General features: G+C 76.2%; 1 protein-coding gene. It reads left to right on the top strand.

The window, feature by feature from the left end; all coding sequences use genetic code 11:
* Positions 1–62: 62 nt before the first annotated feature.
* Positions 63–16,538, top strand: a complete 16,476-nt coding sequence (locus AB0E98_RS09590; protein WP_361700481.1) for a type I polyketide synthase — start codon at positions 63–65, stop codon at positions 16,536–16,538.
* Positions 16,539–16,585 lie beyond the last annotated feature (47 nt).

Genomic DNA, 16,585 nt, shown 5'->3' with positions numbered 1-16,585 from the left:
AGTGTCGGCAGTCGGCAGTCCGCTCCCCGAGACCGGCAGATCAGCGAGGGGTTGACATCCTGATGTCGAATGAGGGCAAGCTCCGCGAGTACCTCAAGCGTGCCATCGCCGACCTTCACGAGACCCGCGAGGAGCTCGGCGAGACCCGGCGGCGGCAGCGCGAACCCATCGCCATCGTCGCCATGGGCTGCCGCTACCCCGGTGGCGTCCGCACGCCCGAGGAGCTGTGGGAGCTGGTCGAGGGCGGCGTCGACGCCGTCACCGCCTTCCCCGCCAACCGCGGCTGGGACCTCGACGGCCTCTACGACCCCGACCCCTCCCACCAGGGCACCAGCTACGCCCGCGAAGGCGGTTTCCTCCACGACGCGGGCGAGTTCGACCCCTCCTTCTTCGGCATCTCGCCCCGCGAGGCGACGGCCATGGACCCCCAGCAGCGGCTCCTGCTGGAGACCGCCTGGGAGGTCGTCGAACGCGCCGGCATCGACCCGGCGTCCCTGGCCGGCACCCGCACCGGCGTCTTCGTTGGCACCGGCCCCGGCGGCTACGACCCCGGCACGGTCTCCCTCGGCCCGGTCCACCGCACCGACGAGGTCGGCGGCCACCTGCTGACCGGCAACGCCATCAGCGTCGCCTCCGGCCGCATCTCCTACGTCCTCGGCCTCGAAGGCCCCGCCCTCACCGTCGACACCGCCTGCTCCTCCTCCTTGGTCGCCCTCCACCTCGCGGTGCACTCGCTGCGCCAGGGCGAGTGCACGATGGCCCTCGTGGGCGGCGCCACCGTGATGTCCACGCCGCAGATGTTCGTCGAGTTCTCCCGGCAGCGCGGGCTCGCCCCCGACGGCCGGTGCAAGCCCTTCTCCGCCGCCGCCGACGGCACGGGCTGGAGCGAGGGCGTCGGCCTGCTGCTCGTGGAGCGGCTGTCGGACGCGCGCCGCAACGGCCACCCCGTGCTGGCGGTCATCCGTGGCAGCGCCGTCAACCAGGACGGCGCGTCCAACGGCCTGACCGCCCCCAACGGGCCCTCCCAGCAGCGCGTCATCCGCCAGGCCCTCGCCAACGCCGAGCTCACCGCCCCCGAGATCGACGCGGTCGAGGCCCACGGCACGGGCACCACCCTCGGCGACCCCATCGAGGCCCACGCCCTGCTCGCCACCTACGGCCAGCAGCGCCCCGCCGACCGGCCCGTCCTCCTCGGCTCGCTCAAGTCCAACATCGGGCACACACAGGCCGCCGCCGGTGTGGCCGGGGTGATGAAGATGGTCCTGGCCATGCGCCACGGCCTCCTCCCGCGGACCCTCCACCTAGACGAGCCCACCCCGCACGTCGACTGGACGTCCGGCCACGCCCGGTTGCTGACCGGCCAGGAGACCTGGCCGGAGACCGGCCGGCCGCGCCGGGCCGCCGTCTCGTCGTTCGGCGTCAGCGGCACCAACGCCCACGTCATCATCGAACAGGCCCCGGCGCCGGAACCGGCCGAAGCCGAAGACGACACCACCCCCGCCGAACCCGCCGTACGGCCCGCCGCGCTGCCCTGGGCCCTGTCCGCCCGCTCCGAAGAGGCCCTGCGGGCCCAGGCCGTCCGCCTCGCCCGGCAGCTGCGCGCCCACCCCGGGCTCGACCCCGCCGACGTGGCCCACTCCCTCGCGACCGGCCGGCCCCTGATGGAGCACCGGGCGTTCGTCGTGGCCGACGGCCGCGAGGAGGCCCTCGCCGGGCTCGACGCCCTCGCCGATGGCCGGACCGCGAACGGCCTCGTCACCGGCACCGCCGCCAAGACCCCCACGGCGTTCCTCTTCGCCGGGCAGGGCTCGCAGCGCGTCGGCATGGGCCGTGAACTCCACAGCACCCACCCGGTGTTCGCGGCGGCCTTCGACGCGGTGTGCGCCGAACTCGACCCGCTGCTGGACCGCCCGCTGCGCGAGATCGTCTTCGCCGGGGAGGGCACGCCCGAGGCCGCGCTGCTGGACCGCACCGGCTGGACCCAGACCGCCCTGTTCGCCGTCGAGGTCGCCCTCCACCGGCTCGTCGAATCCTGGGGCGTGACCCCGCAGTTCGTCGGCGGCCACTCCATCGGCGAGCTGTCCGCCGCCCACGTGGCGGGCGTCCTCTCCCTCGCCGACGCCGCCCGGCTCGTGGCCGCCCGCGCCGGCCTGATGGAGGCGCTTCCCGAGGGCGGGGCGATGGCGGCCGTCGAGGCCGGCGAGGACGAGATCCGCGCATCGCTCACCGGCCTCGAGGACCGGGTCTCCATAGCCGCCGTCAACGGGCCGCGCTCCGTCGTCGTCTCCGGCGACGAGGAGACCGTCACCGGCGTCGCCGCCCACTGGGAGGCCGAAGGCCGCCGCACCAAACGGCTGCGGGTCAGCCACGCCTTCCACTCGCCGCGCATGGACGCCATGCTGGAGGACTTCCGGCGCGTCGCCGAGAGCCTCACCTACCACGCCCCGCGCGTCCCCGTCGTCTCCACCGTCACGGGCGCGCTCGCCGGCGCGGACGAGCTGACCTCCCCCGAGTACTGGGTGCGCCAGGTCCGCGCGACCGTCCGCTTCGCCGATGCCGTACGCGCCCTGGAGGCCGCGGGCGTGACGGCCTTCGTCGAGATCGGCCCGGGCGGGGTGCTCACCCCCCTGATCGAGGGCTGCCTCACCGCCGACGGCACGGCCGTGGCCGTACCCCTGCTGCGCGGCGACCGCCCCGAGACCCGCGCCCTCGCCGAGGGCCTCGCGGCGGCCTCGGCGCGCGGCGTCCGCGTGGACTGGGCCGCCTCCCTCGCCGGCGTCGGCGCCACCCGCGTCGAACTGCCCACCTACGCCTTCCAGCGGCAGTGGTACTGGCTGGACAACTCCGACGCCCCCGGCGGGACCGACACGGCACCCACCCCGGCCGACGCCGTCGACGCCGACTTCTGGGCGGCGGTCGAACGCGAGGACACCCGTACCCTCTCCGACGTCCTCGCGCTCGACGCCGACGAGGCCGCCACCACCCTCGGCGGCATCCTGCCCGCCCTCGCCACCTGGCGCCGCCGCCGCACCACCCGCGCCACCGTCGACGGCTGGAGCTACCGCACCACCTGGACCCAGGTCACCACCGGCACCGACCGCACACCCGCCGGCCGCTGGCTCCTCGCCGTACCCGGCACCACCGGCGAGGAAGCAGCCGACTGGACCGACGCGCTCACCGGCCCGGGCGGCCTGCGCGCCGACAAGCTGACCCTGACCGGCGACGACGCCGCCGACCGGGACACGATCGCCGCCGCCCTGGCCGAAGGGCCCGTGGCCGGAGTGCTGTCCCTGCTCGCCCTCGACGAGCGCTCCCACCCGCGGTACCCGTCCGTACCGCTCGCCCTCACCACGACCACCACGCTCCTGAACGCCCTGGAAGCCGCCGACGCCGCCGCGCCGCTGTGGTGCGCCACCCGGGGCGCCGTGGCCGCCGACGTCACCGAGGCGCCGACGAGCCTCGCCCAGGCACAGCTGTGGGGACTCGGCCGCGTGGCCGCCCTCGAACACCCCGGCGCCTGGGGCGGACTGATCGACCTGCCGCGGGACGCCGACGCGCGGGCCGTCTCCGCCCTCCTCGGCGTGCTCGCCGACGGCCGCGAGGACCAGGTCGCCATCCGGCCCGCCGGAACCCTCGCCCGCCGCCTGGAGCGCGTCCCGGCCGGCGCCGACGACACGGACGCCGCCTGGCCCGTCCACGGCACGGTCCTGATCACCGGCGGCACGGGCGCGCTGGGCGCCCGGGTCGCCCGTACCCTCGCCGACGCCGGGGCCGAGCACCTGCTGCTCACCGGCCGGCGCGGCGCGGACGCCCCCGGCGCCCGCGAACTGGCCGCCGAACTCACCGCCCAGGGCACCCGCGTCACCCTCGCCGCCTGCGACGCCGCCGACCGCGACGCGCTCGCGGCCCTCCTCGCGGACATCCCCGACGACACCCCCCTCACGGGCGTCGTCCACGCCGCCGGCGTCCTGGACGACGGCGTCCTCGCCACCCTCACCCCCGAGCGCTTCGCGAGCGTCCTGCGCCCCAAGGCCGACGCCGCCCGCCACCTCCACGACCTGACCCAGGACCAGGACCTGGGCATGTTCGTACTGTTCTCCTCGATCACCGGCGTCATCGGCAACGCCGGCCAGGCCAACTACGCCGCAGCCAACGCGTTCCTCGACGCCCTCGCCGAACAGCGCCGCCACCAGGGCCTGGCCGCCACCTCCGTGGCCTGGGGCCCCTGGGCGGGCGACGGCATGGCCACCGACGACGCCCTCGCCGGACGCATGTCCCGCGACGGACTGCGGCCCATGGCCCCCGCCCCGGCCCTCGCCGCCCTGCGCCGGGCCGTCGCCCGGGGCACGGCCCACACCACCGTCGCCGACATCGACTGGGCCCCCTACGCCACCACCCTCACCGCCACCCGCCCCTGCCCCCTGATCGACGGCGTGCCCGAGGCCCGCCGGGCCGGCGAGGCCGGCCGCGCCCCGGGCGCGGCGCCCGGCGGGTCGCCGCTGCGCGACCGCCTCGCGGGCCGCCCGGCCGCCGAACAGGAGCGCGTGCTCGTCGACGTGGTCCGCGAGGAGATCGCCAAGGTCCTCGGCCACGCCTCCCCCGACGGCATCGACGCGGGGCGGGCCTTCCGCGACCTGGGCTTCGACTCCCTGACGGCCGTCGAGCTGCGCAACCGGCTCTCCGCCGCGACGGGGGTGCGGCTGCCCGCCACCCTGCTCTTCGACCACCCCACGGCCGCCGCCGTGGCCGCGCTCCTGCGCACCGAAGTGCTGGGCGCGACGGACTCCTCCCTCGAACAGACCGCCGTGGCCGCCGCCCCGGACGAGCCCGTGGCGATCGTCGGCATGGCCTGCCGCTTCCCCGGCGGCGCCAACTCCCCGGAGGACTTCTGGCGGCTCCTCGCCGAGGGCGCCGACGGCATCGCCCCCTTCCCCGAGGACCGCGGCTGGGACACCGAGGGCCTCCACCACCCCGACCCCGACCACCAGGGCACCAGCTACGTCCGCGAGGGCGGCTTCCTCACGGACGCGGCCGGGTTCGACGCCGGGTTCTTCGGGATCTCGCCGCGCGAGGCCCTGGCCATGGACCCCCAGCAGCGGCTCCTCCTGGAGACCACCTGGGAGGTCCTGGAACGGGCCGGGATCGACCCGGACTCCCTGCGCGGCAGCCGCACCGGCGTGTTCGCCGGCACCAACTCGCAGGACTACCAGACCATCCTCGACGGCACCCGCGACGAGGTCGCCGGCCACCTGCTGACCGGCAACGCCATGAGCGTCGTCTCCGGCCGCGTCGCCTACACCTTCGGCTTCGAGGGCCCGGCCGTCACCGTCGACACGGCGTGCTCGTCGTCGCTGGTCGCCCTGCACATGGCCGCGCAGTCGCTGCGCCAGGGCGAGTGCACGCTCGCGGTCGCGGGCGGTGTGACGGTCATGTCCACCCCGTACTCCTTCGTGGAGTTCTCCCGGCAGCGCGGGCTCGCCGCCGACGGCCGGTGCAAGCCCTTCGCGGCCGCCGCCGACGGCACGGGCTGGAGCGAGGGCGTCGGCCTGCTGCTCGTGGAGCGGCTGTCGGACGCGCGCCGCAACGGTCACCCCGTGCTGGCGGTCGTACGCGGCTCGGCCGTCAACCAGGACGGCGCGTCGAACGGTCTGAGCGCTCCGAACGGCCCGTCGCAGCAGCGCGTCATCCGTCAGGCCCTCGCCAACGCGGGTCTGAAGCCCGCCGATGTGGACGCGGTGGAGGCGCACGGTACGGGTACCACCCTGGGTGACCCGATCGAGGCGCAGGCGCTGCTGGCCACCTATGGGCAGGACAGGGCCGAGGACCGGCCGCTGTGGCTGGGCTCGGTGAAATCCAACATCGGTCACACCCAGGCCGCCGCCGGTGTCGCGGGCGTGATGAAGATGGTCCTGGCCATGCGCCATGGCGTCCTGCCGAAGAGCCTCCACATCGACGAGCCCACCCCGCACGTCGAGTGGACCGACGGCGCCGTCGCCCTGCTCGCCGAACCCACCGAGTGGACCGGCGGCGACCGGCCGCGCCGGGCCGGCGTGTCCTCCTTCGGCATCAGCGGCACCAACGCCCACATCATCCTCGAACAGGCCCCCGCCGACGAGCCCGTGACCGAGGTCCCCACCGCCACCGGGCCGTGGCTGCTCTCCGCCCGGACCGGCGACGCCCTCCGCGACCAGGCCCGCCTGCTGGCCGAGTACGTCCGTGCCGCCGGGGCACCCGACGCCGCCGGCATCGCGCACGCGCTGGCGACCGGCCGCGCCGCCCTGGAGCACCGGGCCGCCGTCGTCACCGGCGGCGCCGACGCCGGCGAACTCCTCGCCGCGCTCGACGCGCTGGCCGCCGGGCTGCCCTCGCCGCACGTCCTGGACGGCACCGCCGACGGCGACCGGGGACCGGTGTTCGTCTTCCCCGGCCAGGGCTCCCAGTGGGCCGGCATGGCCCTCGAACTCCTCGATACCTCCCCGGCCTTCGCCGAACGCCTCGCCGAATGCGGCGCCGCGCTGTCCCAGTACGTCGACTGGTCGCTGCCGGACGTCCTGCGCGGCGCCCCCGACGCGCCGTCCCTCGACCGGGTGGACGTCGTCCAGCCCGCGCTGTTCGCCGTGATGGTGTCGCTTGCCGCGCTGTGGCGCGCGCACGGCGTCGAGCCCGCCGCCGTCCTCGGCCACTCGCAGGGCGAGATCGCCGCCGCCTGCGTGGCCGGCGCCCTCACCCTGGACGACGCGGCCCGCGTCGTCGCCCTGCGCAGCCAGGCCATCGCCCGCGCCCTCTCCGGCGACGGCGGCATGGTGTCCGTCGCCCAGCCCGCCGGCGCCGTGCGGACGCGCATCCGCGCGTGGGGCGAGCGGGTTTCCGTCGCCGCCGTCAACGGCCCGGCCTCCGTGGTCGTCTCCGGTGCCCCCGACGCCCTCGACGAACTCCTCGCCGGCTGCGAGCGCGACGGCGTCCGCGCCCGGCGCGTCCCCGTCGACTACGCCTCCCACTCCGCCCAGGTCGAGCGGATCCACGACGAACTGCTAACCCTCCTGGCCCCCGTCGCGCCGCGCCCCGCCGAGATCCCCTTCTACTCGACGGTGACCGGCGAGCCCGTCGACACCACGACGCTCGACGCCGCCTACTGGTACCGCAACCTGCGGCGGACGGTGGAGTTCGAGGCGGCCACGCGGGCGCTGCTGAACGCCGGGCACAAGTCCTTCATCGAGGTCAGCCCGCACCCGGTGGTCATCGCCGGAGTGCAGGAGACCGCCGCCGACAGCGGCGTGACCGCCGCCGCGACGGGCACCCTGCGCCGCGAGGACGGCGGGCCCGCCCGCTTCCGGGCCGCGCTCGCCGACGCCTGGACGCACGGCGTGCCCGTGGACCGGTCCACGCTGTTCACCGGCGCGGGCACCCCGCGCGCCGAGCTGCCCACGTACGCGTTCCAGCGGCAGCGGTTCTGGCCGCGCGTCGTCGAGGGCGCGGGCAACGTCGCCTCCGCCGGGCTGGAGTCGCCCGAGCACCCGATGCTGGGCGCGTCCGTGGAACTCGCGGGCGGCGACGGGCTGATGGTCACCGCGCGCTGGTCCGCGCGCACCCACCCCTGGCTCGCCGACCACGCCGTGTCGGGCACCGTCGTCGTACCCGGCGCCGCCCTCGTCGAGGCCGTGATCCGCGCCGGTGACGAGCTCGGCTGCGGCCACGTCGACGAACTGACCCTCCACGCCCCCGTCGTCCTGCCCGAGCGCGGCGAGGTCCGGGTGCAGATCGCCATCGGCGCCCCCGAGGAGTCCGGGCACCGCCCCGTGACCCTCCACGCCCGCACCCTCGACCCCGGCGCCGACACCGCCGAGGGCACCTGGACCGAACACGCCACCGGCACCCTCGCCCCCGCCGCCCCGACGACGCCGCAGGAGCTCACCGCCTGGCCCCCGCAGGGCGCCGAGGCGCTCGCCGTGGACGGCTTCTACGCCACGCTCGCCGAGCAGGGCTACGGCTACGGGCCGGTCTTCCAGGGTGTACGGGCCGCCTGGCGGCACGGCACGGCCGTGTACGCCGAGGTGGAGCTGCCCGAACGCGCCCGCACCGACGCGGCCCGCTTCGGCCTCCACCCCGCCCTGCTGGACGCCGCCCTCCACCCGGCCGGACTCGGCCCGCTCACCCCCGAGGACGGCCGCCCCGGCATGCCGTTCTCCTGGTCCGGCGTCACCCTCCACGCCACCGGCGCCACCCTGCTGCGCGTACGGATCGCGCCCGCCGGACCGGACGCCGTCACCGTGACCATGGCCGACGGCACCGGCCGCCCGGTCGCCACCGTCGAGCGGCTGACCGTACGCCCCGTACCGGCCGCGCTCCTCGACCCGGCCGCCCACGCCGCCCGCGAGGCGCTGTTCCATCTGGAGTGGACGCCGCTGCCCGCCGCCGAGCCCACCGGCACCACCACCTGGGCCCTCGTCGGCCCCGACCCGGACGGCCTGTCCCGGAGCGCCTTCGCCGCCACCGGGGTCACCGTGACCGTGTGGGACGACCTCGCCGCCCTGGCCGCCTCCACCGAGCCCGTGCCCGACGTGATCGCGACCCTCACCACCGACGGCCGTCCCGGCGACGAGCCGGACGCCGCGCTCGGACGCGCCCTGGCCCTCGTCCAGACGTGGCTCGCCGACGAACGGTTCACCGGCACCCGCCTCGTCGTCGTCACCCGGAACGCCGTCGCCACCCACACCGGCGAGGACGTCCGGGACCTGCCGGCCGCCGCCGTACGCGGCCTGCTGCGCTCGGCGCAGTCGGAGCACCCCGGCCGGATCGTCCTCGCCGACGTCGACGCGCACGCCGGCTCCTGGCTGCCGCTGCCCGCCCTCGTCACCGCCGACGAACCCCAGCTGGCGCTCCGCCAGGGCACCGCGTACGCGCCCCGCCTCGTACGCACCCACACTCACGCGCCCCTGCCCGTCCCCGACGGCGAGGCACCGTGGCGGCTGGACATCCCGGAGAAGGGCACCGTCGACAACCTCGCGCTGACGCCCTGCCCGGAGGCCGCCGGCCCCCTGGAGCCCGGCCAGGTCCGCATCGCCGTCCGCGCCGCCGGCCTGAACTTCCGCGACGTCCTCAACTCCCTCGGCATGTACCCCGGCGGCGCCGAATACCTCGGCTCCGAGGCCGCCGGCGTCGTCGTCGAGACCGGACCCGGCGTGACGGGGCTCGCCGTCGGCGACCGCGTCATGGGCATGGTGCCCGGCGGCTTCGGCCCGCTGGCCGTCGCCGACCACCGCGTCCTCGCGCCCGTACCGCGCGGCATGTCCTTCGAGCAGGCCGCCGCCGTCCCCGTGGTGTTCCTCACCGCCTACTACGCCCTGCGCGACCTCGCCGGCCTCACCGCCGGGGAGACCGTCCTCATCCACGCCGCCGCCGGCGGCGTCGGCATGGCCGCAGCCCAACTGGCCCGCCACTGGGGCGCCGACGTCCTCGGCACCGCCAGTACGTACAAGCAGGAGCTGCTGCGCGCCGAGGGCTGGCCCGCCGACAAGCTGGCCTCCTCCCGTACCCTCGACTTCGAGGACCACTTCCGCGGGACCACCGGAGGCCGGGGCGTGGACGTCGTCCTCAACTCCCTCGCCCGGGACTTCGTCGACGCCTCGCTGCGCCTGCTGCCCCCCGGCGGCCGGCTGATCGAGATGGGCAAGACCGACATCCGCGACGCCGACGAGGTCGCCCGGGACCACGAGGGCGTCACCTACCGGGCGTTCGACCTGATCGAGGCCGGGCCCGAGCGCATCCACGAGATGCTCGCCGAGCTCGTCGCCCTGTTCGAGGACGGGACACTGCGGCCGCTGCCGGTCACCACCTGGGACGTCCAGCACGCCCGCGAGGCCTTCCGCTTCGTGTCCGAGGCCCGCCACGTCGGCAAGGTCGTCCTCACCGTGCCCCGCCCCTGGGACCCCGACGGCACCGTGCTGATCACCGGCGGCACCGGCGAGCTCGGCGGCCTGCTGGCCCGCTACCTCGTCACCCACCACGGCACCCGGAACCTGCTCCTCACCAGCCGGCGCGGCACGACCGCCCCCGGCGCCCCCGAACTCCGCGACGAACTGGCCGCCCTGGGCGCCCACGTCACCGTCGCCGCCTGCGACACCGCCGACCGCGACGCGCTCACCGCGCTACTGGCCGGCATCCCCGCCGAGCACCCGCTGACGGCCGTCGTACACGCCGCCGGCGTCCTCGACGACGGCGTCATCACCTCCCTGACCCCCGACCGGCTCACCGGAGTCCTGCGCGCCAAGGCCGACGCGGCCCGCCACCTCCACGAGCTCACCGCACCCCACGACCCCGCCGGGTTCGTGCTGTTCTCCTCGGCCGCCGGCGTCTTCGGCTCCGCCGGTCAGGGCAACTACGCCGCCGCCAACGCCTACCTCGACGCCCTCGCCCAGCACCGCCGCGTCCAGGGCCGGCCCGCCACCTCCCTCGCCTGGGGACTGTGGGCACAGGCCAGCGAGATGACCGCCCACCTCGACGACGGCGACCGGGCCCGGGCCCGCCAGTCCGGCGCGCTCACCCTCTCCACGACCGACGGCCTCGCCCTCTTCGACGCCGCCCTCGCCGCCCGCAGGCCCCTGCTCGTCCCCGTCCGCCTGGACGGCGCCGTCCTGCGCACCCGCCGCCCGGCCGAACTCCCCGCCCTGCTGCGTGGCCTGTACCGGGGTAGCACCGCACGGCGCGCGGCCGGCGCGGAACGCCCCGCCTCGGGTGCCGACGCGCTCCGGCAGCGGCTCGCGGGCCTGCCCGCCACCGACCGCCGCGCCCACCTGCTGGAGCTGGTCAGCGGCTGCGTCGCGGCCGTCCTGGGCCACACGGACACCAGCCTCGTCCCCGCCGAACGGGCCTTCCGCGACCTGGGCTTCAACTCGCTCACCTCCGTAGAGCTCCGCAACCGGCTCGGCACCGCCACCGGCCTGCGCCTCCCGGCCACCCTCGCCTTCGACTACCCGGCCCCCGCGGCCCTCGCCGCCTACCTCGACGGCGAGCTTTCCGACGGCCTCTCCGACAGCTCCGCCGCCGACGACACGACTGTCGCGTCCGCCGCCGACGAGCCGATCGCCATCGTGGGCATGGCCGGCCGGCTGCCCGGCGGCGTCCGCTCGCCCCAGGACCTGTGGGAGCTGCTGGCCTCCGGCACCGACGCCATCGCCGGCTTCCCCGAGGACCGCGGCTGGGACCCCGACACCGTCTACGCCTCCGTGCCCGACGGAACCGGCTCCTCCCGCACCCGCGAGGGCGGCTTCCTCTACGACGCCGCCGAGTTCGACGCGGGATTCTTCGGCATCTCGCCGCGCGAGGCCCTGGCCATGGACCCGCAGCAGCGGCTGCTGCTGGAGACCGCGTGGGAGACCTTCGAACGCGCGGGCATCGACCCCCGGTCCGTACGCGGCAGCCGCACCGGCGTCTTCGCCGGACTGTCCTCCAGCGACTACATGACCCGCGTCCCCGAGATCCCCGAGGAACTCGCCGGGTACGTGAACAACGGCAACGCCATGAGCGTCGTCTCCGGCCGAGTCGCCTACGCCCTGGGCCTGGAGGGCCCGGCGGTGACCGTGGACACGGCGTGCTCGTCGTCGCTGGTCGCCCTGCACATGGCCGCGCAGTCGCTGCGGCAGGGCGAGTGCACGCTCGCCCTGGCCGGCGGTGTGACCGTCATGTCCTCGCCGCGCCTGTTCACCGACTTCGCCCGCCAGCGCGGCCTCGCCGGTGACGGCCGTTGCAAGCCCTTCGCCGCGAGCGCCGACGGCACCGGATTCGCCGAGGGCGTCGGCCTGCTGCTGGTGGAGCGGCTGTCGGACGCGCGGCGCAACGGTCATCCGGTGCTGGCTGTCGTACGGGGCTCGGCCGTCAACCAGGACGGTGCGTCGAACGGTCTGAGCGCTCCGAACGGCCCGTCGCAGCAGCGCGTCATCCGCCAGGCGCTGGCCAACGCGGGCCTCAAGTCCGCCGATGTGGACGCGGTGGAGGCGCACGGTACGGGTACCACCCTGGGTGACCCGATCGAGGCGCAGGCGCTGCTGGCCACGTACGGTCAGGACCGGGCGGAGGACCGGCCGCTGTGGCTGGGTTCGGTGAAATCCAACATCGGTCACACGCAGGCCGCCGCCGGTGTCGCGGGCGTCATGAAGATGGTCCTCGCGATCCGCAACGCCACCCTGCCCCAGAGCCTCCACATCGACGAGCCCTCCCCGCACGTCGACTGGAGCGCGGGCGCGGTGAGCCTGCTGGACCGGGCCGTCGACTGGCCCGAGAACGACCGCCCCCGCCGGGCCGGCGTGTCCTCCTTCGGCATCAGCGGCACCAACGTCCACGTCATCCTCGAACAGGCCCCCGCCGACGCGGAAGCACCGGCGGAGAACACGCCGGAGCCCCCCGCCGCCACGGTGCCCTGGCTGCTGTCGGCCCGCAGCGAGCGCGGACTGCGCGGCCAGGCCCGCGCCCTGCTCGCCCACCTGGAGCGGCACCCCGACGCGGCCCCGCTCGACCTGGCGTACTCCCTCGCCACCCGGCGCTCCACGCTCGAACACCGGGCCGTGGTCGTCGGCGCCGGGCGCGAGGCGCTCACCGAGCGGCTGCGCGCCCTCGCCGAGGGCGAGCCCGCCACCGGCACCGTCCACGGCGGCTTCACCGGCTCCCGCGAGCGCAAGGCCGTCTTCGTCTTCCCCGGCCAGGGCTCCCAGTGGGCCGGCATGGGCACCGAACTCCTCGCCACCTCCACCGCCTTCGCGGACCGGATCGCCGCGTGCGAGCGCGCCCTCGCCCCGTACGTCGACTGGTCCCTGACCGATGTCCTGCGCGGCGACGCGGACGCGCCGGGGCTCGACCGGGTGGACGTGGCCCAGCCCGCGCTGTGGGCGGTCATGGTCTCCCTCGCGGAGGTGTGGCGCGCCCACGGCGTCCGCCCCGCCGCCGTCCTCGGCCACTCCCAGGGCGAGATCGCCGCGGCCTGCGTCGCCGGGGCGCTGTCCCTGGAGGACGGGGCCAAGGTCGTCGCCCTGCGCAGCCAGGCCATCGCCGTGGAGCTCTCCGGCCACGGCGGCATGGTGTCCGTGACCACCTCGCACGCCGACGTCACCGACCGTCTCGCGCGCTGGGGCGACAAGCTGTCCGTCGCCGCCGTCAACGGTCCCTCCACCGTCGTCGTCTCCGGCGACGACACGGCCCTCGACGAACTCCTCGCCGAATGCGCGGCCGACGGCGTCCGCGCCAAGCGGATCCCCGTCGACTACGCCTCCCACTCCGCCCAGGTCGAACGGATCCACGACACCCTCCTCGCCGACCTCGACGGCCTCGCGCCCGTCCCCGGCGACGTGCCGTTCTTCTCGACCGTCACCGGCGACTGGCTCGGCGGCGACGAGCCCCTGGACGCCGCCTACTGGTACCGGAACCTGCGCCGCACCGTACGGCTGGAGGACGCGCTGCGGGCGCTCCTCGCCCAGGGCCACGACGTGTTCGTCGAGTGCAGCCCGCACCCCGTCCTGACCGTGGGCATCGAGGACACCGTCGCCGACGCCGAGGCCGACGCCGTCTCCATCGGCTCGCTGCGCCGCGACGACGGCGGGGCCGAGCGCATGCTGACCTCCCTGGCCGAGGCGCACGTCCACGGCGTGCCCGTCGACTGGACCGGCGCCGTCGCGGGCGGCCGCCCCGCCGAACTGCCCACGTACGCCTTCCAGCGCGAGCGCTTCTGGCTGGAGGCGTCGGGCTCCGCCGACCCGGCGGGCCTGGGCACGGCCGTGGCCCTCGCCGACGACGGCGCCGTCCTCACCGGCACCATCGGCCTCGCCACCCACCCCTGGCTGGCCGGTCACACGGTCCACGGCTCCGTCGTCGTCCCCGGCACGCTCCTGCTCGAATGGGCCGTGCGCGCCGGCGACGAGGCCGGCTGCGCGACGGTCCACGAGCTCACCGAACACCTGCCGGTCGCCCTGCCGGAGCGGGGAGCCGTCGACGTCCAGGTGGCCGTCGGCGCGACGGACGGCGACGGGCTGCGCCCGGTCACCGTGCACACCCGCCCGGCCGGCACGGACGCGCCGTGGACGCGGAACGCCACCGGCACCCTGACCGCCGGACCGGCCGCCCCCGCCGCCCCGATGCCCGTCACCTGGCCGCCCACGGGCGCGCGCCCGGTCGAGCCGGACGCACTCCTCGACACGCTCACCGCCCACGGCCACGACCACGGGCCGGCGTTCCGCACGGTCCGCGCGCTCCGGCAGGGCGACGGGGAGCTGTACGCCGAGGTCGCCCTGGCCGACGAGGACCGGGCGGGCGCCGCCGGCTTCCGCCTTCACCCGGCCCTGCTCCAGGCGCTCCTGACCCTGCGCGACCCCGAGGGCACGCCCGCGCTCCCGACGGCCTGGCGGGACGCCACGCTCCTCGCCACCGGCGCCGACCGCCTCCGGGTACGGCTCGCCCCGGCGGGCGACGACACCGTCTCGCTGACCGCGTGGGACACCACGGGCACGCCCGTGGCCGTCGTCGACGCCGTGACGACGCGGGAGCTGACCGCCGACCGGCTCACCACCGTCGGCGGCGCGCGGCACGACGCGCTCCACCGGGTGAGCTGGACCCCGCTCGCCCTGGAAGGCCCGTCGGAGGCAGCGGACTTCGCCGTCCTCGGCGACGCGGCTTCGCTGAACGGAGTGCCCGTCCGCGCGTACACCGACCTCACCGCCCTCGGCACGGCCCTCGACGCGGGGGAGCGGGCCCCCCGCACCGTGCTGCTGCGGCTCGCCGCCGGAGCCCCGGGAGACGCCGGGGACGTGCCCGAGGCCGCCCACCGCGCGGTCCGGGACGGCCTCGCCCTCGTCCAGGCCTGGCTCGGCGACGAGCGGTTCGCCGGCTCCCGGCTCGCCCTCGTCACCGAAGGCGCCGTCGCCACCGGGCCCGACGACGCGGTGCCCGCCCCGGCCGGGGCCGCCCTGTGGGGCCTGGTCCGCTCCGCGCAGACCGAGCACCCCGGGCGCTTCGTCCTCGCCGACCTCGACGGCGACGACCGCTCCACCGCCGCCCTGGCCCCGGCCCTCGCCGCGGCCGAAGCGGCGGGGGAGACCCAGCTGGCCGTCCGCGGCGGCACGGTGACCGTCCCGCGCCTGGTCCGCACGGACCCGGCCGACCTCGCGGACGCCCCCGTGTGGGAGTGGAACCCCACCGGCGAGGGCACCGTGCTGATCACCGGTGGCACGGGAACGCTCGGCGGCCTCCTCGCCCGGCACCTCGCCACCCACCACGGCGTCCGCCACCTGCTCCTCACCGGCCGCCGGGGCCCCGACGCCCCGGGCGCCCGGGAGCTGTGCGAGGAACTGGCCGCCCTGGGCGCGGAGGCCACCGTCGTCGCCTGCGACGCCGCCGACCGCACCGACCTCGCCCGCGCGCTCGCCGGGATCCCGGCCGCGCACCCGCTGACCGCCGTCGTCCACGCCGCGGGCGTCCTCGACGACGGACTCCTGGAGAACCTGACCGCCGATCAGGCCGAGCACGTACTGCGGCCCAAGGCCGACGCCGCGTGGCACCTCCACGAGCTCACCCGCGAGGCCGGGCTCTCCGCCTTCGTCCTCTTCTCCTCCTTCGCCGGCGTCGCCGGCGGCATGGCCCAGGCGAACTACGCCGCCGCCAACGCCTTCCTCGACGCCCTCGCCCACCACCGCCGCGCCCAGGACCTGCCCGCCGTGTCCCTCGCGTGGGGATACTGGGAAGAATCGAGTGGAATGACGGCCACTCTGGACGACGTGGACCTCGACCGCTTCACCCGCTCCGGCATGCTGCCGATGCCGACCGGCCAGGGACTGGCCCTGCTCGACGCCGCCTCCGGCGTCGACAGTGCCCTCCTCGTGCCCGTCCGGCTCGACCCGCGCGCCCTGGCCGCCTCCGCCCCCGCCGGCGTCCCCCCGCTGCTGCGCACCCTCGTCCGTACGCCCGTACGGCGCGCCGCGACCGGCAGCGGGGACGGCGCCCGCGAGGCGGGGATCGCCGAGCGGCTGGCCGGGCTCAGCGCGCCGAAGCAGGAAGCCCTGCTGCTGCGGCTCGTCGCCGGGCACGTCGCCACCGTCCTCGGCCACGGCTCGGCCGAGGCCGTCGACGCCGAACGCGGCTTCCTCGACCTGGGGATGACCTCGCTCACCGCCGTCGAACTGCGCAACCGGCTCAACGCCGAGACCGGGCTGCGCCTGCCCACCACGGCGATCTTCGACCACCCGACCCCGCTCGGCCTGGTCCGCCACCTCCGCGAACGGCTCGACCTCACCACTGGAGCCGACGACGCGGGAGAGGCCGCGTCCGTCTTCGCGGAACTCGGCCTCCTGGAAGCCGCGGTGGCCGCGAGCGAACTGGACGGCGAGGCCCGCACCCGGCTCCTCCAGCGACTCAAGTCACTCCAGTGGAAGCTCGACGCCACCGACGACGGCACGACGGCCGAGGACGCCACGGCCGACGACCCCGCCGCCTCCGACCTCGAAGCCGCCGAGACCGACGACGAGATCTTCGACCTCATCGACAAAGAACTCGGCCTCGCCTGACAAGCCCAGTCAGTCGAAAAACATCATTTTCCGGACTGGGAGGAAGC

The organism is Streptomyces sp. NPDC037389 (assembly GCF_040636475.1).
Classification (GTDB): domain Bacteria; phylum Actinomycetota; class Actinomycetes; order Streptomycetales; family Streptomycetaceae; genus Streptomyces; species Streptomyces hesseae.
The sequence above is the reverse complement of the archived record's forward strand: the minus strand, read 5'-3'. Positions and strand labels throughout refer to the sequence as shown.